This is a genomic window from Anaerosoma tenue (assembly GCF_023161965.1).
In the GTDB taxonomy this organism is placed as follows: Bacteria; Actinomycetota; Coriobacteriia; order Anaerosomatales; family Anaerosomataceae; genus Anaerosoma; species Anaerosoma tenue.
Genome location: NZ_JALNTY010000003.1, coordinates 230257 through 251686, shown reverse-complemented (window position 1 = coordinate 251686; position 21430 = coordinate 230257). Strand labels below are relative to the sequence as shown.

Below are 21430 nucleotides of genomic sequence, written 5' to 3'. Positions count from 1 at the left end.
CTATGTCGGGGGTAGTGGCGATCACAGTCTCTTACGACGGCAGCGGCTTTGCGGGGTTCGCCCGCCAGCCGGGGCTGTCTACGGTGCAGGGTGAGATCGAGCGCGCGCTCGCGACGGTGTTGCGACGCGAGGTCGAGACCGTGGGGGCCGGCAGGACCGATGCGGGCGTGCATGCGCTCGGGCAGGTCATCAGCTTCGAGGCCGATGGAGCGGAGCCGGACGGTTCGTCGCTGCTTCGCTCACTGAACGCGCTCACGCCGCCCGGGATCGTGGTCACCGGTGTGCGCCGTGCGGCGGGGGGGTTCAGCGCCCGGCACTCGGCGGTGGCCCGCGAGTACCGGTACTTGCTTGTGCCCGGGCCTGTGCCGCCGCTGTTCCTGGACCGGTATGCATGGTGGGTGAGGCACACACTGGACCTGGGCGCGATGCGTGATGCCGCCGCCTGTCTCGTGGGTGAGCACGACTTCCGGTCGTTCTGCGTGACCGAGTCGGGGAGGGGCCGTCGCACGTGCCGGTATCTCGATCTCGTGCAGGTCGAGCCGGCGGTCATGCTCGGTGAGCACGTCGTTATGATCCGGGTCACCGGCAACGCGTTCCTGCACTCGATGGTCCGGGTGATAGTGGGAAGCCTGGTGGAGGTGGGCACGGGTCGACGGCCGGTGGCGTGGATGGCCGAGACGCTCGAGGCGCGGGATCGCAGGGTCGCAGGCCCTACCGCTCCGCCGCAGGGACTGACCCTCTGGCACGTCACCTATCCCGACGAGTGCTGGCTTTAGGCGCGAGGGTCCGCCCGGGCTTGCCGGCGCACGGGCGCCCGGCTGCATGCATCGGGTCGCTATACCCTTCTGACCTGGGGTGATGCACGTATCGTGCGCTGTGATCCGCCATAGATACGCCCGGACGCGTTGGTTGACACCCCACACCTGCGCGGATAAACTGCAAGGGTTCGTTTCGAGAGCCCCGTGAACTCGACAAACGACTACGTCCAGCACGTCTTGGAGGAACCAGTTGAAGACCTACTACGCAAAGCCCGGCGAGGTGGAGCGCGAGTGGCTGCTCGTCGATGCCACTGATATCCCCCTCGGCCGTCTGGCGAGCGAGGTCGCTTCCATTCTCAAGGGGAAGCGCAAGCCGCAGTACACCCCGAACGTCGATACCGGCGACTTCGTCGTCGTGGTCAACGCATCGAAGGTGAAGCTCACCGGCAACAAGCTCGCTGACAAGAAGAAGTACCGCCACTCCGGTTACCCGGGTGGCCTCAAGGAGACCCCAATCTCCGAGATGCTCGCGAAGAGGCCCGAGCGCGTCATCGAGGGCGCGGTCAAGGGCATGCTTCCCAAGAACACGCTGGGGAGGGCCATGGGCAAGAAGCTCAAGGTCTACGGCGGCCCGGACCATCCGCACCAGGCCCAGAACCCCCGTCAGATCACCCTGGAGGTCTAACGTATGGCTGAGAGCAAGGCAGTCTACTGGGGCACCGGCCGACGCAAGACGTCGGTCGCCCGTGTGCGGCTCATCCCCGGTTCAGGCCAGATGACGGTCAACGGCCGTGCGTTCGCCGACTACTTCGGCCGCGAGGTCATGAAGGGCTACGTCGAGCAGCCGTTCAAGGTCACTGAGACCATCGGTCACTTCGACGTGTTCGCGAACATCAAGGGCGGCGGTCTCTCGGGTCAGGCTGGCGCGATGCGTCACGCGATCTCCCGTGCGCTGCTCGAGGCCGGTGACGATTACCGCGCCGAACTCAAGCGTGCAGGCCTGCTGCGCCGCGATCCCCGTATGGTGGAGCGCAAGAAGTACGGCCTCAAGAAGGCCCGCAAGCGCCCGCAGTTCTCGAAGCGCTAGAGCTGCGATATCAGGAACGATGCGAAAGCCCCCCGACCGGATGGTCGGGGGGCTTTCCTTTGCGCGGCGGATCGATGACGTCTAGAGCACCGTGACGCTCTTGGCGAGGTTCCGGGGCTTGTCGACGTCACACCCGCGTGCCACCGCAAGGTGGTACGCGAAGAGCTGCAGCGGGACGCTGGCGATCAGCGGGTTCAGTTCGTCGCGCACCTTCGGGATGAAGATCACATCGTCGGCGATCCTGGCGATCTGTTCGTCGCCCTCGCTCGCAACGGCGATCACCGGGCCCTTGCGCGCCCGGATCATCTCGAGGTTGGCCATCGTCTTGTCGTACATGAAGTCCTGCGGGACCAGGAAGACCGTGGGGGTCTTCTCATCGATCAGGGCGATCGGACCGTGCTTCATCTCAGCAGCCGAGTAGCCTTCGGCGTGGATGTACGAGATCTCCTTCAGCTTGAGAGCGCCTTCAAGAGCGGTGGGGTAGCTGTAGCCCCGGCCGAGGAAGAAGAAATCGTCCGCCTCGGCATACTTGAGCGCGATCTCCCTGATCGCGTCGCTCTGGGCGAGCACCTGCTCGATCTGTGCAGGCAGCGCCTCGAGCCCCTTGAACGTCTTCGTGGCCTGGCCGGCGGAGAGCATGCGCATGCGCCCGAGGTGGATGGCGAGAAGCTCGAGACACACGAGCGTGGCGATGAAGGCCTTGGTGGAGGCGACACCGATCTCAGGTCCCGCATGCATGTAGATTCCGCCGTCGGCCTCACGTGCGATCGTGCTGCCCACGACGTTCACGATCGCGAGCGCCCTGTGTCCACGGCGTTTCGCCTCGCGCAACGCCATCAGCGTGTCGGCGGTCTCGCCCGACTGCGAGATGACGAGCACGAGCGTGTCACGCCGTACAGGCGCCATGCGATAGCAGAACTCGTGCGCGAACTCCACCTCCACGGGGATGTGCGCCAGGGCCTCGATGATGTACTCGCCGATGAGTGCGGCGTGCCAACTGGTGCCGCTCGCGGCGATGATGATCCGCTGCACCGAGCGCAGCTCGGCGGGCGTCATGTTCAGGCCGCCGAACCGGGCTGTGGCGCCCTCGCTGTCGATCCGGCCCCTGATCGCGTTTTCCACGGTGCGGGGCTGCTCGTGGATCTCCTTGAGCATGAAGTGCTCGAAGTCGCCACGCTGTGAGTCCTCGGCATCGAACTCGAGTTTGCTGATCTGAACGTCGGCGGTGTCGGTTCCGAGGTTGTGCACCTCGAACGATCCAGCCGTGACGGTGGCCACGTCGTAGTCGTTGAGGAACACCACCTGCTTGGTGTGGGCCACCACGGCGTTGGAGTCGCTCGTGAGGAAGTTCTCGTCTTCGCCGATACCGATTATCAGCGGGGAGCCACGACGGGCTCCCACGATCACACCGGGTATCTCGCTCGATATCACCGCGATGCCGTACGTGCCGATCACTTCGCGCAGCGCGGCCGAGACCGCTTCGTTGAGCAGGTCCGGCGTGGCGTCGCCGTCACGGAGACGCTCGTAGTGCACGCCGATCAGGTGCGCGAGAACCTCTGTGTCGGTTCCCGACTGGAACTCGTGGCCCGCATCGAGGAGTCGCTCCTTCAGGTGCTCGTAGTTCTCGATGACGCCGTTATGCACCACGGCGATACGGCCCGATGCGTCGAGATGGGGATGTGAGTTCTCATCCGAGGGCTCACCGTGGGTCGCCCATCTGGTGTGGGCGATACCCATGGTGCCGGGCGCGGGCTGGTCGGCGAGGGTGCGCGCGATGCCCTCGTCGATCTTGCCCTTCTTCTTGCGTACCGTGATGGCGTCGTCCTGAAGGACGGCGACACCCGCGCTGTCATACCCCCGGTACTCCAGCCGCCTCAAACCTTCGAGCAGTACCGGTGATGCTGGCTTCGGTCCTACGTAGCCGATGATTCCGCACATTCGATTACCTTTTCCGTTGTACGATCAGTCTGGTCGCGGGCGGTCGCCGCCTCGTGGGTGGCGACGGCGCGGACCGGTGCTTCAGCGGAGGTCGATGATCTCGTACCCCCTGGACTCGACCTCGTCGCGGCGGTCGAGCAGCTCCATGGCTGCCGTCTCGTCGAGAACGTACACGAGCGTGCCGCCGTCGGCAACGCAGCTCTGACTCCGGCTGATCGGGACATCGCAGGTGACATCGCCGAGGATCGATTCGGCCACCGGGGCGGTCTTGCGGCTCCCGTTCGCGACAAGAACGACCGTTCTGGCCTTGTACACGAGTTCGGCTCCCATGGATATCGCGTAGCGTGGACTCTCATCGACGGACGCGAAGTGACCGTCCGTCACCGCGTTCTCAACAGTGTTGTCATCCAGTCGGACCAGCAGCATGCTGTTGCCGTCGAAGGGGATGCCGCTCTCGTGGAACGCCACGTGCCCCCGGCCTCCAACGCCTACCACGTGAAGGTCGATCCCGCCGAAGCGCTCGATCTTCGCCTCATACGCATCGAGCACTTCCCGTCGGATCCACCCGAGGAAGCCGTCGGCGTCGGGCTTGATGACGATCGCCTTGCCCTTGTCGGTGCCCTGGAGCTCGTACTGCGACGGCTTGGCTTCGAGCGCGGTCACCAGCTCATCCTGGTCGATGAGCGTGCCCCATGGGACGTTCGTCTCGGTGAATGTGGGGTCGAGCAGACCGAAGAGCTCCCGGATCATGAAGTAGCTGTACGACTCGGGATGGAGCGCCCGCTGCTGGGCGTTCTCGCCGGGGAGTCCGACGTACTCGTCGAGATTGAAGCTCCTGACCCTGGGGGCATCTATCGTCCCCTCGTTGAACGCGCGCGCGAGCTCCTTGTACAGTCCGGTGGGCGAGTTGCCGGTGGCCAGGCCGAGCACATACTCGTCCTTGGCAGCCTGCTTCTCCTTGATATCGGCTATGACGACATCGGCCGCCACCCTGCTCATGTGGTCGAAATCGCGCGTGACGAAGATCTTGAAGGGCATGGCGGCTCCCTATCCGATGGAATCTCTGACGACGTCGGCCACCTGAGCGGCCAGCCTCTCGGTCACGTCGTCCGTGGGTCCTTCTACCATGACACGGCACATGTTCTGGGTTCCCGAGTACCTCACCAGGACGCGGCCCTCTTCGCCGAGTTCGGCCTCGGCGGTCTTGATTGCCTCCACGATCGCGGGAACGGTCTCGATCGGAGGCTTGCTCTTAACGTCGACGTTGATGAGCTTCTGCGGGAACACGTCCATCAGCTTGGCGAGCTCGGACAGAGGTCGTCCGGTCTTGACCATCGCGGCGAGCAGCTGCATGGCGGTGAGGATGCCGTCTCCTGTGGTGTGGTGTTCGAGGAAGATCATGTGCCCGGACTCTTCGCCTCCGATGATGGCGCCGAGTCGCTGCATGTCCTCGAGCACATACCGGTCGCCGACTTTCGCCGCGTGGTGTTTGAAGCCGTAGCGCTTGCAGGCGATCCGAAGCCCGAGGTTGCTCATGATGGTTGAGACGACGAGATCGTTCTTGAGGCGGCCTTCGTCCTTGAGCGCCTTGGCGCAGATCATGAGGATCTGGTCACCGGTGATCTCGTTTCCGAGCTCGTCGACCGCGATCAGCCTGTCGGCGTCGCCGTCGAACGCGAGTCCCACCGCCGCACCAGCCTCCACCACGGCTTCACGAAGGTCCTCTGTGTGCTGCGAGCCGCATCGATCGTTGATGTTCAGGCCGTTGGGCTCATCGTGGATCACGGTCACGTCCGCGCCGAGCTCGGTGAACGCGTCCGGCGCCACGCGATACGCGGCCCCGTTCGCCGTATCGAGCACGATCTTCATGCCCTCCATAGACAGCTCGCGCGGGAAGGTGTTCTTCAGGAAGACGATGTAGCGGCCGGTCGCGTCATCGAGGCGGTATGCGCGCCCCATGTCGTGCGGCGCCGGCACCATGGAGGGAAGGTCGCCCCCGAGCATGAGCTCTTCGATGGCGTCTTCCTGGGCGTCGGACAGCTTGAAGCCGCGACCCGAGAAGACCTTCAGCCCGTTGTCCTGGTACGGGTTGTGCGACGCGGAGATGACGATGCCCGCATCGGCGCGCATGCTCTCGGTGATGAAGGCGATGCCGGGGGTGGGCAGAACGCCCACGAGGTAGGGGACGCCTCCCATCGATGTCACGCCGGCCTCGAGCGCGCTCTCCAGCATGTAGCCGGACAGGCGGGTGTCCTTGCCGATGACCACCCGCGTGGTGTGGTGCTCCTCGCTCAACACCTTCGTGACCGCCTGGCCGAGCGAGAAGGCGGTCATGGCGTCGAGGGGGTACTTGTTGGCTTCCCCGCGGATGCCGTCGGTCCCGAACAGCTTACCCATCACAGGCTCCTCTTCTCAGGTGTCTCGTCTCATGCGGACGGAAGATCCATCGCCGGCAGGATGTCAGCAGCCTCTTGTGTGAGGCGTGCGACGATCTCCTCGAGCCACTGTACTCCTGCCGCTTTCGCTTCCGGGCTGAGGCCCTGCATCGTTTCCAGGTAGTTACCCGCCTTCCAGGATCCCTCGATGTGCCGCAGGAATGCCGATGCGTCGGCGATACCGCGCGCTTCCATAAAGTCCGTCGCGATGCGGTCCACTCCAGCCGCGAACTGCTCGGCAGCCTCGGTGGAGCGGGGTACCTTGGCCGCCATGGCCGACAGACGCTTGGTGCGCTCGGTCTTCGCGAGCGCGAGCATGTCGAGCGCGCCTTCATACACGAGGTCGCCCAGGGCCTGCCGCTCGAAGAACGGCGCACGCACTTCGCGGTACCAGTGCTCGAGCGCAACGAGGTTGGCCAGGTACGCCAGGTTGTTCGCCACCACTCGCGACAGGTTGCGGTACGAAAGGGGTTGATGCTGCCGCTCGTGGCTCTCGGGTGGCGATGCGAACACGAGGCGGTCGTCGCCGACGTCCGCCCGGAGGACGGACCCGGCCGCGACCACCGTTCCGTAGCCCACCCTGACGGGTCCTACTGCGCCGCCCTGTCCCCCGAGGAAGATGGGTGGCCGGTCGAGCATGACGCCGCGTGGGACGTCGCCGAAGAGAGATGCGGTCGTCTTGTCGCCGTCAGGCGTGTAGTTGAAGTGGACGTATGAGCTCCCGACCTCGCTGTGGTCCTTCCTGCTCGTGCCGCCGGCCATGAAGCAGTCGCAGAAGTTGATAAGGCTGCCGAGCGTGACGAACGGGAAGAGGATGGTCTGCTTCAGGCCTACACAGTGCGCGCCGTTCGCCTCCTCCTCGAGAAGACAGCCCTCGCGGACCTGGGCGCCAAGACCCATGTTGGCCTTCTCGAGGAACACCGACCGCTTGAAGTAGCCGCCCTTGAGGGCGACACGCGGGCCGAGCCTGCAGTCGTCGAGTGTGACCGGCCCCTCGGCCCCGAGCGTGCAGCCCTCCGATATCACCGTGCGTTCGCCGTAGATGCGGCATCCGGGGTAGATGGTGACGCCGTCGCCCGAGATCCGGGTGACATCGACCTCGTCACCCACATCGACGCTCAGGGGGGCGCGGACGTCGACCCCTTTCTCGATCAGCCGGACGACGTTCTCGTGAGCGCGTGGCTGCGGATCCATTGGGGCCTCCTTGGCGGGCCGCGTGTTCGATGTGCGCGAGTCCATCTTAGCCGTGTTCCCGGGGGTCCGGGCAAGACTCCCGCAGCACAACCCCACTGTCAAGGACGACCCGCGCTCCAGCGCTGCCACGGGGCGGAGCCTCTTCCGTGAGCAGGTCGCGACGTGTAAGGTTGTGCGGTCCACCCGTGACACAGGAAGCAGAAGACGCATGAGTGCAGAACACCGGGCGATCACAGGGCTCGGCGTGGACATAGTCGAGATCGCGCGTATGCGCGATGCGCTCGAAAGGCGCCCCCGCATGAAGGAGCGGCTCTTCTCGGATGAGGAGCGTGCCTACTGCGAGGGTCGCAACAAGCCGGAGATCCACTACGCCATGCGGTTCGCCGCGAAAGAGGCGGTTCTCAAGGCGCTGGGTACGGGTTTCTCGGGCATGCGCTTCCGGGACGTCGAGGTCGTGCGCGATGAGCGGGGACGACCGTCTCCGCATCTGAGCGGGCGCGCCGCCGAGGTGGCGGAGGCCGCGGGAGTCGTGGAGGTGCACCTCTCGCTGTCGTTCACCCATGAGAACGCGGTGGCGTCGGCCGTGGCGATCACCGAGGACATGCGGCCGAAGGTCGAGGCGGAGTTGGAGACCCCGCAGGAGCGGCTCGCGGCGTCGTTCAAGGACGCGCGGTCTTTCCTCGATGAGGTGGGGAACGAACAGCCCTGAGGGCACGGCGAGCAGGTCCATCGGATCTCCCGTGAGGCCATGCGCCTTCTGGCAGGGAGGGGGGCACATGCGGTACGCGCTCACATCGGAGCGGATGCGCGCAGCGGAGGCTGCGGCGGACACGACGCTCAGCGGTCTGATGGAACGTGCGGGCGCCGCTCTCGCCGCCGAGGTCCAGCGCGCCCATCCATCGGGCAGCGTGACCATCGTGTGCGGCGCAGGCAACAACGGTGGTGACGGGTGGGTCGCGGCCCGTGCGCTCGCCGAGGCGGGTCGCGCCGTGCAGGTGCTCGCGCTCCGGGAGCCTGATGGGCTCGCCGGCGAGGCCCGTGAGGCGGCAGCGGCGGCATCGGGAAGCGTCGCATGGCAGCATGTCTCCGATGCGCGCACGCTCGAGCGAGCTGTCGAGGGCTCATCGGTCGTGATCGACGCGATCTTCGGAATCGGCCTCCACGGCGCCGTGCGCGAGCCGTACCGCTCCCTCATCGGCGCCATCGCCACATGCGGCGTTCCGGTGGTCTCGGCCGACATACCGTCGGGACTTGACGCCGACACCGGTATGGCTGCGGGTCCTGTCGTAAGGGCCGCGATGACCGTGACCTTCTCGGCACTGAAGCCGGGGCTGCTCATGGAGCCGGGCCGGTCTCTGTCCGGGCGGGTCGTGGTGGTGGACATCGGTGTTCCCGTAGATGGAGTCGGCGCTCTCGAGGTCCCCGGCAGGTGCGATCTGCGCGGCCTGATGCGCTGGCCGGCGCCCGAGGACCACAAGGGTTCGCGGGGCACCGTCGCGGTCGTGGCCGGCTCGGCCGCATACCCCGGAGCCGCGGCGCTCGCCGCGGCGGGAGCGCTCAGGATGGGGGCCGGCTACGTGCATGTCGTCACCCCTGCACCCGCTGCCGGGGTGGTACGTCAGGCGTGGCCGAACGCGATCGTCCGACTGGTCGCTGCCGACGACGACGGCGCGATCGCGAGCGCGGTCGAGGTGCTCGAGGCCGTCTCCGGCGCCGACGCCGTGGTCGTAGGACCGGGGCTGACGACGGGCACGGGGCCTGCGGCGGCGGTGCGCGCGCTGATAGCCGAGGCTGCCACGCCCTTGCTCCTGGATGCCGACGCTCTGAACGTCCTGACGGGGGAAGTCGACGCCTTGCGTCGCAGGAACGCGCCGACCGTGATCACGCCGCATCCGGGGGAGGCGGGACGGCTTCTCGGGAGTGACGTGTCAGCTGTGAGCCATGATCGGCTGAAGGCCGCCTCCGCTCTCTCGGGAGACAGGTTGGTCTGTCTGCTGAAGGGGCCCGGCACGCTGGTCGTCGGAGGCGGACGTTCGGCGATCGTGGGTTCCGGCGGGCCGGGGCTGGCCAGGGCCGGCACGGGCGACGTGCTCGCGGGCATGATCGGCACCGCATTGGCGCAGGGGGTCGATACGTTCGATGCCGCCGTGCTCGGCGCGTATCTCCACGGGCGGGCCGGTGAGCGTGGTGCGGAGGATCTCACGGACACGTGTCTTACCGCAGTCGACCTTCCCGGCTACATACACCTGGCTGTCCGTGAGCTGTCCGGCGGGTAGAATCATCCTGAGGGCGCAGGCTCTCCCAGACGTCGACGACCGGAGGTACCATGGCTGCTCTTACCGCACGCGACATCATGACGAAGGACCCCATCACGGTCGAGCGTGATCTCTCCGTGACCGATGCGGCTCGCATGATGGTGGAGAGCCGGGTCGGGGCGCTGCCCGTTCTCGATGGAGACGCGTTGATCGGCCTCGTCACAGAGGGTGATCTGATCATGCGTGACGTCAAGGTCGAGTTCCCTACGTACCTGCACCTGCTCGACGGTTTCATCATGTACCCGCCCGCGACGGCGCGCTTCGAGTCGGAGCTCAAGAAGGCGGTCGGAGCCACGGTGGAGGACGTGATGAGCGCTGACCCGGTGACGGTCCAGGCCGATGCCCTGGTGAGCGATGTCGCCACCCTGATGGTGGATCGCGACGTCAGCCGCGTCCCGGTCCTCGACGGTGACCGGCTTGTAGGCATCATCAGCAAGTCGGACATCGTGCGTTCGCTCATCGTCGAGGGCTAGCGGATGCCCTACGAGCGTCCCGCATGGGTGGAGGTCGACGAGAACGCCATCGCGCACAACGTGAGGGCGCTCAAGGCCCTCACGCCCCCCCACACTCGCTTCATGGCTGTGGTCAAGGCGGACGGGTACGGGCACGGTGCACTCACGGTCTCACGCGCGGCGCTCCGCGCGGGTGCTGACCATCTCGGTGTCGCTACAGTCGATGAGGCTCTCGAGTTGCGCGCATCGGGCATCAGCGTGCCGCTCCAGGTCCTCGCCGAGCCGCCCGTCGAGGCGGCCGGAATGCTCGTGCGCGATGGTGTGACGGTCACGCTCACCACCCGCGAGATGGCGCTCGCGCTCTCGCGGCAGGCTGCATCAATCGGCACACCGGCCATCTGCCACCTGAAGGTCGACACCGGGATGAACCGCATCGGCGTGAAGCCCGAGGACGTGGGGGAGTTCGCGGCCTGGTTGAAGGGCCTCCCGGGAATCAGGCTCGAGGGCGTCTTCACGCATTTCGCTACTGCTGATGTGCCCGGGGACTGGGATTTCGCGCGTCAGGTGGACCGCTTCCGCGACGCGCTCGAGGACATCCGGGCCACCGGTGTCAGGCCTTCGATCGTACATGCCGCCAACAGCGCGGCCACCATCCTGCATGCCGACTCCCATCACGACATGGTGCGGTGCGGCATCGCTATCTACGGACTCGACGCGTCCGCGGCCACCGTGGGCCGTGTCGACCTCAGGCCCGCGATGAGCGTGAAGACGAGAGTCTCCTACGTGAAGCGGATAGGACTGGGTGACGGTGTGAGCTACGGGCTGACCTGGCATGCGAGCGGACCGACCACCATCGCGACGCTTCCGGTCGGGTATGCCGACGGCATCCACCGCGTGCTCTCCAACCAGATGGACGTCCTGATACGTGGCGTCCGTTGCCGGCAGGTGGGGCGGGTGTGCATGGACCAGATGATGGTGGAGATACCCGGTGGCATGGATGTGAGGGCGGGGGACGAGGCGGTGGTCGTCGGTCGTCAGGGGTCCGAGCACATCGCGATGGACGAGTTGGCTCAGCGTGCCGGCACGATCAACTACGAGATGGCATGCGCTTTCTCGCTTCGGATGGAGCGACGGTCCCTCCGCGCCTGAGGTCGACCCCGCCGATGCCCGCGCGGCGCCACGGCGCGATCCTTCTCCGAGATTCTTCATTCTTGCTTGCAGGAGTTCTTCGCCGCGTTGGCGAATCACGCTCACAGACAGATGCGGATGCACCATCCCACCGGCGTGCCGTCATGGAGCCGCGTGGGCGCGCGTGTGGCTGGCGCAGCCCATCGCGAAGGTGTGCCCCGATCGCTGCATCGCAAGGAGAGGTCGATGGACGAGAAGGTTCTTGAGGAGATCAGGTTCAATCAGGACGTCACAAGCAAGGACGCCTCATCCCCGCTCTTCCAGATCCGCGAGAAGGAGATGGAGATCTCCGGGCGCGTGTTCGCTGCCCGCAACCAGGCGGACAAGATGGTCAGTGACGCGCGACAGCGGGCGTTGGAGATCGTGCGTACCGCCCAGGAGGACGCGGACCGTCTCGCCAAGGAGCACGCGGACAAGGTGCTTGCAGGCGTCGAGGGCTCCATCAAGAAGGTGGAGGCGGACGGTACTGCAGAAGTAGAGGGTCTCAAGAAGGAATTGGCGACACGCCAGGGCGATGCAGCCGACTATCTTGTGAAGTTGGTCACATCGTTCTGACGCTCGCGGGCAGCTCGAGAATCCCGATGAATCGGGGGGGAGGGCGCGTATGTTGGTCCCAATGGCACGAATGGAGCTGATCGGCCCTAAGAACATCTTCCTGGATGTTCTGACGGCGCTCCATGAGGCCGGCACGCTGCATATCGAGGACCTGACGAAGAAGATTGATGCCGGCGAGCTCCCACTGGAGCACATGGAGGTCGTGGAGAACCAGGTCGTCGAGCAGGAGCGCATGGAGGAGTTGCTGATTCGTCTGCGCTCGATCATCAAGGCGCTTCACCTGCCCCCCGGTGAAGTGGATGAGGTCGGCAGGCAGAAGCACTACCTTGAGTTGTGGCAGATGGATTCCAAGGAGCTGGCGGCTGAGGTCACCAGCGTGATAGACCAGGTCGAGGACCGTACCTCGAGCCTCGCTCAGGCGCAGTTCGCCATGGAGGCGGAGATGGGCCTCCTGGCCAGGTACGAGCCGATCCTTGAGAAGATCCAGCCACTCGCCAAGCAGATCGTCACCACGGGCGCCTACGATTCCGTGGCGCTGCTGGTGGAGCGCCGCTACAAGGGCGCCCTGGACGGGCTCAAGAAGGAGCTCGATGCGATCACGAACAACCAGTGCGAGATCGTTTCCACCGATGTGGATGAGGACACCACAGCGGTCATCATCGTCTTCGGGAGGAAGTACTCGGAGGCGGTACACAAGTTCCTGGCCATGGAGAACGTGAACCAGGTGCGGCTGCCGTCGGAGTTCCAGGACATGCCGTTCGACGTCGCTTACGACCAGCTCCGCGAGCGCAGGAAAGAGTTGCCTGCACAGATGGAGAAGGTGCGGGCGGAGCTCGGATCCATGTCGAGCCAGTGGTATACGAAGCTGACGACAGTCCGTGACGTGCTTGTCGACAAGATCGACGAAGGGGCGGCCATCCCCAAGTTCGGCGCCACGGAATATGCCTTCGTGATCACCGGGTGGCTGCCGGTCGAGCAGATCAAGGAGTTCAGCAAGTACATCTACGACAAGTTCGGCCCTGACGTCATCGTGAACCAGCTCGAGATCGACGAGTGCGAGTACTGCGACGTCCCGGTCGCGATGAAGAATCCCAAGTGGATCCAGCCTTCCGAGTGGGCCATGAAGTACCTGATGGGCGGATCGCCCCAGTACGGCACCATCGACGCTTCGCTCGTCTGGGCGATCAGCTACCCGCTCATCTTCGGGATGATCGTCGGTGACGTCGGGTACGGCGCGGTCATGCTTGCGATCGTGCTGTGGCTCCGCTTCAAGTACAAGGACAAGGAGATGATCCAGATCGGCACGGGTCTTCTCGGTCCCGCCGCCACATCCACCATCCTGTTCGGCATCTTCTACGGGGAGTTCTTCGGAGCGATCCCGTGGCAGCAGGGATGGCTGGGACTGCCGGACCCGTGGTTCAAGCTTGTAGGGTTCGGAGTGCCATACAACCGCGAGCACGACGTGATGACGTTGATGGTCCTCGCGCTCGGACTCGGCGTCATCCAGATGATCATCGGTCTGGTCATGGGAACGATCAACGCTTCCCGCTCGAAGCACATGAAGCATGCATGGATGAAGGGAGGACTTACTGGGCTGATGGTCGGTGTCGTCATCCTGGTCGTGGCGATGATACCCGCGCTGGCTGGCTTGAAGGGCGTGGGTATGGCGATCGCCGGCATCCTGATGGGTGGCGGATTCCTGGTCGCGATGCGCTATGGAGGGATGATGGGGTTCGTCGAGACGCTCGAACTGATGAGCCACACCGCCAGTTACCTGCGTATCATGGCGGTCGGCCTGTCAGACGCCATCTTCGCAACGGCCATCAATTCGATGGCTGACGCGATGCCTCCTGGCGTTGGCATAGTGGTGGCGCTGTTCTTCCACGCGCTGCACCTGATCCTGGCGTTGTTCACGCCAACGATTCACGCGATGCGTCTCAATTTCTACGAGTTCGGCCAGAAGTACTACGAGAAGAGCAATGCAGAGTATCAGCCGTTCCACAAAACCGGAGGTGAAAAGAGCGCATGATCAAGAACAGGCTCGCAAAGGTGGTATTCGGGAGTACATTCCTGACTGCCATGATCGTCCCGGCCATGGCGCTGGCCCAGGAAAGCGGCGGCGCTGAGCTCGGCGACGCAGGGCAGGTCGCCAAGTACGCTGCGGCCGGCGCGTCGATGAGCATCGCCGCGATGAGCGCCGCTTACGCTCAGTCCAAGATCGGTTCCGCCGCTGCAGGTACGCTCGCCGAGCGTCCCGAGGTCGGTATGAACATGATCATCATGATGGCCCTTCCTGAGGTCATCGTGCTCCTCGGCTTCGTCATCGCGTTCATGATCGGCACGATGTAGCACTGCGGTGCGCTGAAGGCGATATCCACGGAGGGACTGACGCATGGCGATCGAAGACATCTTCAGAGCACTTGAGGAGCAGGCCGACGGTGAGGTGAATCGCATCCTGCATGCTGCCACCGTCCAGGCTGACGCTATCGAGCATGAGGCCAAGGACGAGGCAGAGCGGATCACGAGCGCCAAGATCGAGGCCGCAGAGGTCGCAGTACAGAACAAGGCGACCAAGGCAGTGAACGCTGCCCGCTTGCAGGTCAGACGTGATATGGCCGAAGTGCGTGACAACGCAGTGGACGCCGTTTTCGACGAGGCAGCGGACCGGCTCGCCGCCATGCGTGGAACGCCGGAGTACGAACGCATCTTCGCCGAACTCCTGAAGGAGGCGTCGACGAGAGTCGACGGCGAGTGCGAAGTGCAGGTCGGACCGGAGGACGCGGATCTCGCCAAGAAGATCGCAAGCGATCTGGGGATCACGTTCACCGTCGCTCCGACCCTTGAGACTATCGGTGGTGTGATCGTCTCGACCCACGGAGGGCGTGTCGTCCACGACAACACGTTCGAAAGCCGCCTGCACAAGGCGCGTAACGTCGCCGGCACCCATATCGCCGAGGTCCTGACTTCATGAAGACCCGCAAACCAGCAGCGCCCCCGGTACAAAGGGGCTACCGTCCGTCCGGAAGAGACTACGGGTATACGAACGCCCGCATCCGCGGGATGCGTTCGCGACTGCTGAAGCGCGCGTTCTTCGACGAGTTGATGGCCTCCAAGGACATCGGAGACGTCATCTCCGCGTTGATGCAGACCGAGTATGGGCCGGATCTCGAGACCCGGATCCTGCACGGGCACACTGCGGCGAACGTGGACGAGGCGCTGAAGGACAACATGGTGAGGACCTTCAACAAGGTGCTCGGCTATTCCAACAAGGAGGGCACGCAGCTCATCACCACACTGCTTGGCCGATGGGATCTGTTCAACATCAAGACCATCCTTCGCGGAAAGCACATGGGGTTGTCCGAGGAGGAGATCACGGACAGTCTGATCACGGTGGGCCAGCTCTCGAAGATCGACACCGATGAGCTGGCGCGGCAGTCGGGCATCCGCAGCGTGGTGGATACCCTCGGCACATGGGGTCTGCCGTTCGCAGTCCCGCTTCGCGAGGTGCTCCCGGATTACACGGAGAGCGAGGATCTCTCGCTGTTGGAGCTCGCTCTCGACCGCTACTACTACGGATGGGCATCCAAGCGGCTGAAGGGATGCAGGGAGAACAAGAAGATCGCCCGCGGATTCCTCGCGGCGCAGGTCGACACGATGAACCTGCTCACGAGCATCAGGCTGTTGAACGCGGATCTGCCGGAAGAGGAGGCCTCTCGCTTCTTCGTTCCGGGCGGCAAGGTAGTGACCGAGCCGCTGTTCACCGAGCTCTCGGCGATGTCTGACGTCGATGAGGTGTTCGATCGGATCAGGAAGACGCCGTATGGCAAGCCGCTGGACCAGGCTGCTCTGGCCTACATGGAGAAGGGTTCGGTGTCGGTGTTCGAGCGTGCGCTGGAAGACTACCTCTTCCGCCTCGCGTTCGAGACCAGCAAGACCGACACCCTCGGCATCGGACTCACGATCAGCTATCTGTGGACCAAGGCGAACGAGGTGACGAACCTGCGCATCGTGGTCAAGGGCGTGTCTGTCGGTATGCCGGAGGAGCGGATGAGGGAGGAGCTCATCATTGTATAAGCTCATCGTTCTCACCGATCCCGACACTGCTGACGGGTTCGGCCTGGCAGGTGTGACAGTGCACGTCGCCGAGTCTGAAGAGGACGCACGCCGCAAGCTGTCCGCGCTCATCGACGATGACGAGAGCGGTATCGTCGCGGTGAACGAGTCCTTCATGACCGAGATCGACGAACGCACGCAACAGAAGATCAACCAGTCGTATCGGCCGATCGTGATCTCATTGCCGATACGCGAGAAGTTGACCACGGAAGAGGACCATCGGGCGTATCTCTCTCGCCTGATCAGACGGGCCGTCGGATTCGATATCACTCTGAGGCGAGGCTGATGATTGTCGGAACACTTTCAAAGATCACCGGTCCTGTCGTCGTCGCAGACGGCATGACGGGTACCAAGATGTACGACGTCGTCCGGGTCGGCGATGCCGGCCTCATGGGCGAGGTCATCAGGCTCGAGGGCGAGCTCGCTACGATCCAGGTCTACGAGGATACTTCAGGCCTGCTGATCGGTGAGCCGGTCGAGTCAACAGGCGCGCCGCTCAAGCTGGAGCTCGGTCCGGGGCTCCTGTCGTCGATCTACGACGGCATCCAGCGGCCGTTGCCGGTCATCGCTGAGGAGACCGGGAGCGACTTCATCGCTCGCGGTACCGTCGCAAGCGCTCTCGACCGGTCGAAGAAGTGGGACTTCACCCCTGTGGCGAAGGTCGGCCAGGCTGTGACTGGCGGCGACGTCATCGGCACCACGCCCGAGGGTGGTACCGTGATCCACCGGGTCATGGTCCCGCCGGACGTGAAGGGGACGATCGCCACGATCGTCGAGCCCGGTTCGTATACGATCGACGAGGTCGTGGCACGGCTCGAGGACGGCGCCGAGATCACGATGAGCCAGTGGTGGCCGGTCAGGTACGGACGTCCGTACAAGCGCAAGCTCGACCCGACCACCCCGTTCATGACGGGGATGCGCATCCTCGACACGTTCTTCCCGGTGGCGCTCGGGGGCAACGCGATCATCCCGGGTGGCTTCGGGACGGGCAAGACGGTCACGCAGCAGTCGCTCGCCAAGTGGGCGGACGTGGACATCATCATCTACGTCGGTTGCGGTGAGCGCGGCAACGAGATGACCGAGGTCCTCGCTGAGTTCCCGGAACTTGACGACCCGCGTACGGGGCACAAACTGATGGACCGTACCGTTCTCGTGGCAAACACATCGAACATGCCGGTGGCCGCTCGTGAGGCATCGATCTACACGGGCGTCACGCTGGCGGAGTACTACCGCGACATGGGGTACAGCGTCGCGATGATGGCCGACTCCACCTCCCGATGGGGCGAAGCGCTCCGCGAGGTCTCCGGCCGTCTGGAAGAGATGCCCGGCGAGGAGGGCTACCCAGCCTACCTCGCTACTCGACTCGCGAGTTTCTACGAGCGCTCCGGACGCGTGGAGGCGCTTGGAGACGGCGAACGGGTCGGATCGGTCACCATGGTGGGCGCCGTCTCGCCTGCAGGTGGTGACATGTCGGAGCCGATGACGCAGAACTCGCTTCGTGTCACCGGTGCCTTCTGGGCCCTCGATACATCGCTCGCACACCGCCGTCACTTCCCGGCGATCTCGTGGACGAAGTCGTACACCCTCTATCTCGGCCAGGTTCGTGACTGGTTCGAGGACGAGGTCGCGGACGACTGGCGCGTCGTGCGAGAGCGTGCCATGTCGATCCTCCAGAAGGAGACGGAACTGCAGGAGATCGTCCAGCTGGTGGGCCCTGATGCGCTCCCCGAGACCGAGAAGATCATCCTCGAGGTGGCACGCATGCTGCGTGAGGACTTCCTGCAGCAGTTCGCTTTCGACGAGATCGACGCCTACTGCCCGCCCAAGAAGGCGTACTGGATCCTCAAGACGATCCTCGCCTTCAACGACGCGGCCACGCAGGCGATGTCGCGCGGCGTGTCGCTCCGTCAGGTCATGCAGCTACCGCTGCGTGATGAGGTCTCGCGTATGAAGACGACACCGCACGAGGATGCGCTCGAGCGCATGCCGGTGCTGGTGCAGGAGATCAATGAACAGATCGCCGGAATCGAGGTGCTGTAGATGACCGTGGAGGCAACAACCGACCGCTCACTGCTCTCCACCGAGTACCGGACGCTGACCTATGTCACCGGTCCTCTGATCTTCGTGGAGAACGTCCACGGCGTCGCGTACAACGAGATGGTCGCGGTTCTGATGTCCGATGGTAGCGAGCGCAGCGGACAGGTTCTCGAGGTCTCGGGCAGTACCGCCGTCATCCAGGTGTTCGAGGGTACGCAGGGTATCGACATCGATCGCACGCGTGTCCGCTTCCTCGAAGAGGTCGCCATGATCGATGTGGCGCCCGAACTGATGGGGCGTATCCTCAACGGTACCGGCAAGCCCATCGATGGTGGCGCCCCGATCATCCCGGAGCAGCGCCTCGACATCAACGGTTCGCCGATCAACCCGTTCCGCCGCGCTCAGCCGGCGGACTTCATCGAGACCGGCATCTCCGCTATCGACGGGCTGACCACCCTCGTGCGCGGTCAGAAGCTGCCGATTTTCTCGGGCTCTGGTCTTCCGGCGAACGAGCTTGCGGCACAGATCATCAGGCAGGCACGAGTGAAGTCGGGCGAGGAGTTCGCCATCGTCTTCGGCGCGATGGGTATCACCCATCGCGAGGCGGCCTACTTCATGAACCAGTTCGAGTCGACCGGCGCTCTGGAGCGCGTGGTCTTCTTCCTGAACCTGGCCGACGATCCAACGGTCGAACGTCTACTTACGCCGAAGTGCGCGCTCACCGTCGCCGAGTACCTCGCGTTCGAGAAGGACCTCCAGGTGCTCGTGATCCTTACGGACATGACGAACTACTGTGAGGCGTTGCGCGAGGTCTCGACTGCTCGCGAGGAGGTGCCGGGTCGCCGTGGCTACCCTGGCTACATGTACACGGACCTCTCGACGATTTACGAGCGCGCGGGTCGCATCAAGGGCCAGAAGGGCTCCGTGACCCAGTTGCCGATCCTCTCGATGCCTGACGATGACATCACGCACCCGATCCCCGATCTAACGGGCTACATCACCGAGGGGCAGATCGTGCTTTCCAGGCACCTGCACCGTCGTGGCGTGTTCCCGCCGATCGACGTGCTGCCGTGTCTGTCCCGCCTGATGAACCTTGGTATCGGCGAAGGCAAGACAAGGGACGATCACCGTGCGGTGGCGAACCAACTCTATGCGGCATATGCGCAGGGTCGTGACCTCCGCAGACTCGTCGCGATCGTCGGCGAGGAGGCGCTTTCCGACACCGATCGCCGGTATCTGCACTTCGCGGACGCCTTCGAGGCGCAGGTCATCGGCCAGGGTGATGAGGGACGTACGATCGAAGAGACGCTCTCCCTGGGCTGGGAACTCATGAGCGAACTGCCGATCGCCGAGCTCAAGCGTGTACGAGACTTCATCGACAAGTACCATCCCACCGCTGCCGCCAACAAGGCGGCCGAGATGGGCGACCTGTAGGCCGTCCGTCGAGCGAGGCGGGGAGGTGACACGTGGAAGAAGTACGACCTACCAGATCCGAGTTGCTGGAACGCAAGCAGCAGATCACGCTGGCCCAGCAGGGCATGGACCTGCTCAAGCAGAAGCGTGACGCCCTGCTCATCGAGTTCATGTCCGTGATGGATGAGACGTTGCGGTTGTCGAACGATCTGCAGCGCACGACCAACGAGGCGCAGTACAGCCTCGCGATCGCAAAGGCCGTGGACGGGACCGTGGCTGTTCGTTCCGCGGCGTTCGCCACCCGCGGCGAGGTGACCATCGACATGACCGGTACGAAGATCATGGGTATCGCGGTGCCGGTGGTGACGAAGGGCGAGAGTCCGTTGCGTACGTCGTTCACACGTGGGTACGCGATCACGGGCGTGTCATCCCGAATCGATGAGACCGCGGACAAGTTCGAACGGATCCTCGACGTGATCATCGAGTACGCGGATATCGAGACACGGCTCAAGCGGCTGGGCGAGGAGATCCAGAAGACCAACCGGCGCGTGAACGCGCTGGAGCAGATCACGGTGCCGCAGCTCAAGGAGCAGGTCGCGTACATCCGTCAGGCGCTCGACGAGCGGTCTCGCGAGGAGCTGTTCCGGCTCAAGAAGGTCAAGAAGAAGATCGAGCAGAAGAAAGCCGCCCACGCGTCGTAGGGTCGCTGCATCTGCCTGATCCATACTGTGAGGCGACTCGTCCACCGGGGGGTTCGACGTGTCGCCTCACCGCATTCCCCGGGATCGCCACGGCCTCCACTCAACGACGTTCACGGTCGGCCCGTGCATAGGGTGCCGGGTCCGTGCCGCGGTCGAGCTCAGGAGCGCGAACCCGTCTGGAACGCGAACCCGCGCCCGGAGGATCTCCTCCGAACGCGGGTAGGCTGTGAGGGTATGACACGCGTCAGACGCTGCGTGAACGGACCAGTTCCCCGATCCGCTCAAGTGCCTCCACGGTGTTGTGTGACTCGTTGTGCAGCGTGCGTCCGTCGGCGATCAGGCTCTGCACATCCTCGGCTGTGAGTTTGCTGAAGTGCAGGTCCTCCCAGTCGGCCCGCTTCTCGTATGCCCACAACTCGCCGAGGATCCAGTTGAGGTCGTTGAGGTCACGTTGCGTGAACATGGCCCAGTCGGCCTTGAGGCCCTGCCGTATCCGCTCCATCGCGCGCTCGACGGCCTTCGCCTTGCGCAGCTGGAACGCCCTCATGCCGATGTCTTCATCGGTGAGATCGGGTCTGTTGCTGTTCATCGGCGCCACCTCCTGATAGGTATGTTCGCCGCCACAGGTCGCTCCTCCTGCTGGAGTCCGCATATCGTCGATGACCATGCTCGGATACAATGGTCGGGTTCGGATGATGGCAGATCGTGATGAGAAGGAAGCGCATGGAGTTCAGCGATGTCGTTGCCAGGAGGAGGAGCGTTCGGCGCTTCAACACGAAGCTTGCCGTGAGCGACGCCGACGTCACGGCCCTGCTTGAGGCTGCTGTGACCGCTCCGTCTGCCGGCAACATCCAGCCGTGGCGCTTCTTCGTAGTGCGGTCCGCGGAGGCGCGGGAGCGCCTGGCGGGTGCGCTCTCCCAGCGCTGGGCGGCAGCCGCGCCGCTGGTTCTCGTGGTGGCGGTGGACCCCCGCCCGAGCGCGGCCCGCTACGGCGACCGCGGGGAGTATCTGTATTGCCTGCAGGACACCGCGGCAGCGGTGGAGATGATCCTGTTGACCGCCGTGGACAGGGGTCTGGCGTCGTGCTGGATCGGCGCGTTCGACGATCGCGCGGTAGCGGAAGCGATAGGTGCTGTCCCGCCCGTCACCCCCATCGCCGTGCTGCCGATCGGCCATCCCGCAGAATCGGGCGGGAGACCGACCAGGCGTCCCATCGATGAGATAACCACCTGGCTCTGAGGATG

General features: G+C 64.5%; 22 protein-coding genes. 17 read left to right on the top strand and 5 right to left on the bottom strand.

Features of this window, described 5'->3' with window-relative positions:
* The first annotated feature begins 2 nt into the window (after positions 1-2).
* The 3 genes from truA (at position 3) to rpsI (ending at position 1845) form a co-directional block, all read left to right on the top strand.
* A complete protein-coding gene (gene truA, locus MSB02_RS08845; protein WP_267194875.1) occupies positions 3-776 on the top strand; it encodes a tRNA pseudouridine(38-40) synthase TruA in 774 nt (257 codons plus the stop codon).
* Positions 777-1008: 232 nt separating this feature from the next.
* Positions 1009-1443, top strand: coding sequence for a 50S ribosomal protein L13 (gene rplM / locus MSB02_RS08840; protein ID WP_267194874.1), 435 nt, complete (start codon positions 1009-1011; stop codon positions 1441-1443).
* Between the two features lie 3 nt (positions 1444-1446).
* Entirely contained in the window at positions 1447-1845 is a 399-nt protein-coding gene (gene rpsI / locus MSB02_RS08835; RefSeq protein WP_267194873.1) for a 30S ribosomal protein S9, read from the top strand.
* Between the two features lie 81 nt (positions 1846-1926).
* Here the strand turns inward: rpsI and glmS are convergent, their stop codons facing one another.
* From glmS to MSB02_RS08815, 4 genes are all read right to left on the bottom strand, one after another.
* Positions 1927-3783, bottom strand: coding sequence for a glutamine--fructose-6-phosphate transaminase (isomerizing) (glmS, locus tag MSB02_RS08830; protein ID WP_267194872.1), 1857 nt, complete (start codon positions 3781-3783; stop codon positions 1927-1929).
* An 81-nt stretch (positions 3784-3864) separates the two neighbouring features.
* Entirely contained in the window at positions 3865-4821 is a 957-nt protein-coding gene (locus MSB02_RS08825; protein WP_267194871.1) for a 6-phosphogluconolactonase, read from the bottom strand.
* 9 nt (positions 4822-4830) lie between these two features.
* Complete coding sequence (glmM, locus tag MSB02_RS08820) at positions 4831-6180, bottom strand: phosphoglucosamine mutase (protein WP_267194870.1); 1350 nt, start codon at positions 6178-6180, stop codon at positions 4831-4833.
* Between the two features lie 29 nt (positions 6181-6209).
* A complete protein-coding gene (locus MSB02_RS08815; RefSeq protein WP_267194869.1) occupies positions 6210-7412 on the bottom strand; it encodes a UDP-N-acetylglucosamine pyrophosphorylase in 1203 nt (400 codons plus the stop codon).
* A 208-nt stretch (positions 7413-7620) separates the two neighbouring features.
* On the opposite strand from MSB02_RS08815, the gene MSB02_RS08810 reads away from it, so the two are divergent.
* The 13 genes from MSB02_RS08810 to MSB02_RS08750 all read left to right on the top strand — a co-directional run bounded on the left by MSB02_RS08810 (position 7621) and on the right by MSB02_RS08750 (position 20186).
* A complete protein-coding gene (locus MSB02_RS08810; protein WP_267194868.1) occupies positions 7621-8121 on the top strand; it encodes a holo-ACP synthase in 501 nt (166 codons plus the stop codon).
* Between the two features lie 67 nt (positions 8122-8188).
* Positions 8189-9688 carry an NAD(P)H-hydrate dehydratase gene (locus MSB02_RS08805; RefSeq protein WP_267194867.1) on the top strand — a complete coding sequence of 500 codons (1500 nt, stop codon included), beginning with the start codon at positions 8189-8191 and terminating at the stop codon, positions 9686-9688.
* Positions 9689-9738: 50 nt separating this feature from the next.
* Positions 9739-10200 (top strand): CBS domain-containing protein, encoded by a 462-nt coding sequence (locus MSB02_RS08800; RefSeq protein ID WP_267194866.1) that lies wholly within the window; start codon positions 9739-9741, stop codon positions 10198-10200.
* 3 nt (positions 10201-10203) lie between these two features.
* Positions 10204-11328, top strand: a complete 1125-nt coding sequence (gene alr, locus MSB02_RS08795) for an alanine racemase (protein ID WP_267194865.1) — start codon at positions 10204-10206, stop codon at positions 11326-11328.
* A 225-nt stretch (positions 11329-11553) separates the two neighbouring features.
* Positions 11554-11922: a V-type ATPase subunit subunit G family protein gene (locus tag MSB02_RS08790; protein WP_267194864.1), complete on the top strand. Its 369-nt coding sequence runs from the start codon at positions 11554-11556 to the stop codon at positions 11920-11922.
* 61 nt (positions 11923-11983) lie between these two features.
* Complete coding sequence (locus tag MSB02_RS08785) at positions 11984-13951, top strand: V-type ATP synthase subunit I (RefSeq protein WP_267194863.1); 1968 nt, start codon at positions 11984-11986, stop codon at positions 13949-13951.
* Positions 13948-14271: a hypothetical protein gene (locus MSB02_RS10540; protein WP_323748524.1), complete on the top strand. Its 324-nt coding sequence runs from the start codon at positions 13948-13950 to the stop codon at positions 14269-14271. The genes MSB02_RS08785 and MSB02_RS10540 overlap by 4 nt, the downstream gene beginning before the upstream one ends.
* Positions 14272-14314: 43 nt before the next feature.
* Positions 14315-14893 (top strand): V-type ATP synthase subunit E, encoded by a 579-nt coding sequence (locus tag MSB02_RS08775; RefSeq protein WP_267194862.1) that lies wholly within the window; start codon positions 14315-14317, stop codon positions 14891-14893.
* On the top strand, positions 14890-15996 hold the full coding sequence (gene ahaC / locus MSB02_RS08770) for an ATP synthase A1 subunit C (protein ID WP_267194861.1): 1107 nt from the start codon (positions 14890-14892) through the stop codon (positions 15994-15996). Before MSB02_RS08775 ends, ahaC begins: the two co-directional genes overlap by 4 nt.
* A complete protein-coding gene (locus tag MSB02_RS08765) occupies positions 15989-16321 on the top strand; it encodes a V-type ATP synthase subunit F (protein WP_267194860.1) in 333 nt (110 codons plus the stop codon). The genes ahaC and MSB02_RS08765 overlap by 8 nt, the downstream gene beginning before the upstream one ends.
* Positions 16321-18075 (top strand): V-type ATP synthase subunit A, encoded by a 1755-nt coding sequence (locus MSB02_RS08760; RefSeq protein ID WP_267194859.1) that lies wholly within the window; start codon positions 16321-16323, stop codon positions 18073-18075. Before MSB02_RS08765 ends, MSB02_RS08760 begins: the two co-directional genes overlap by 1 nt.
* Positions 18076-19506, top strand: coding sequence for a V-type ATP synthase subunit B (locus tag MSB02_RS08755; RefSeq protein ID WP_267194858.1), 1431 nt, complete (start codon positions 18076-18078; stop codon positions 19504-19506). It abuts the gene before it with no gap.
* Positions 19507-19538: 32 nt separating this feature from the next.
* Positions 19539-20186, top strand: coding sequence for a V-type ATP synthase subunit D (locus MSB02_RS08750; RefSeq protein ID WP_267194857.1), 648 nt, complete (start codon positions 19539-19541; stop codon positions 20184-20186).
* 244 nt (positions 20187-20430) lie between these two features.
* Here the strand turns inward: MSB02_RS08750 and MSB02_RS08745 are convergent, their stop codons facing one another.
* A complete protein-coding gene (locus tag MSB02_RS08745) occupies positions 20431-20775 on the bottom strand; it encodes a hypothetical protein (protein ID WP_267194856.1) in 345 nt (114 codons plus the stop codon).
* Between the two features lie 134 nt (positions 20776-20909).
* Between MSB02_RS08745 and MSB02_RS08740 the strand changes: the two genes are divergently transcribed.
* A complete protein-coding gene (locus MSB02_RS08740) occupies positions 20910-21425 on the top strand; it encodes a nitroreductase family protein (protein WP_267194855.1) in 516 nt (171 codons plus the stop codon).
* The last annotated feature ends 5 nt before the right edge of the window (positions 21426-21430 follow it).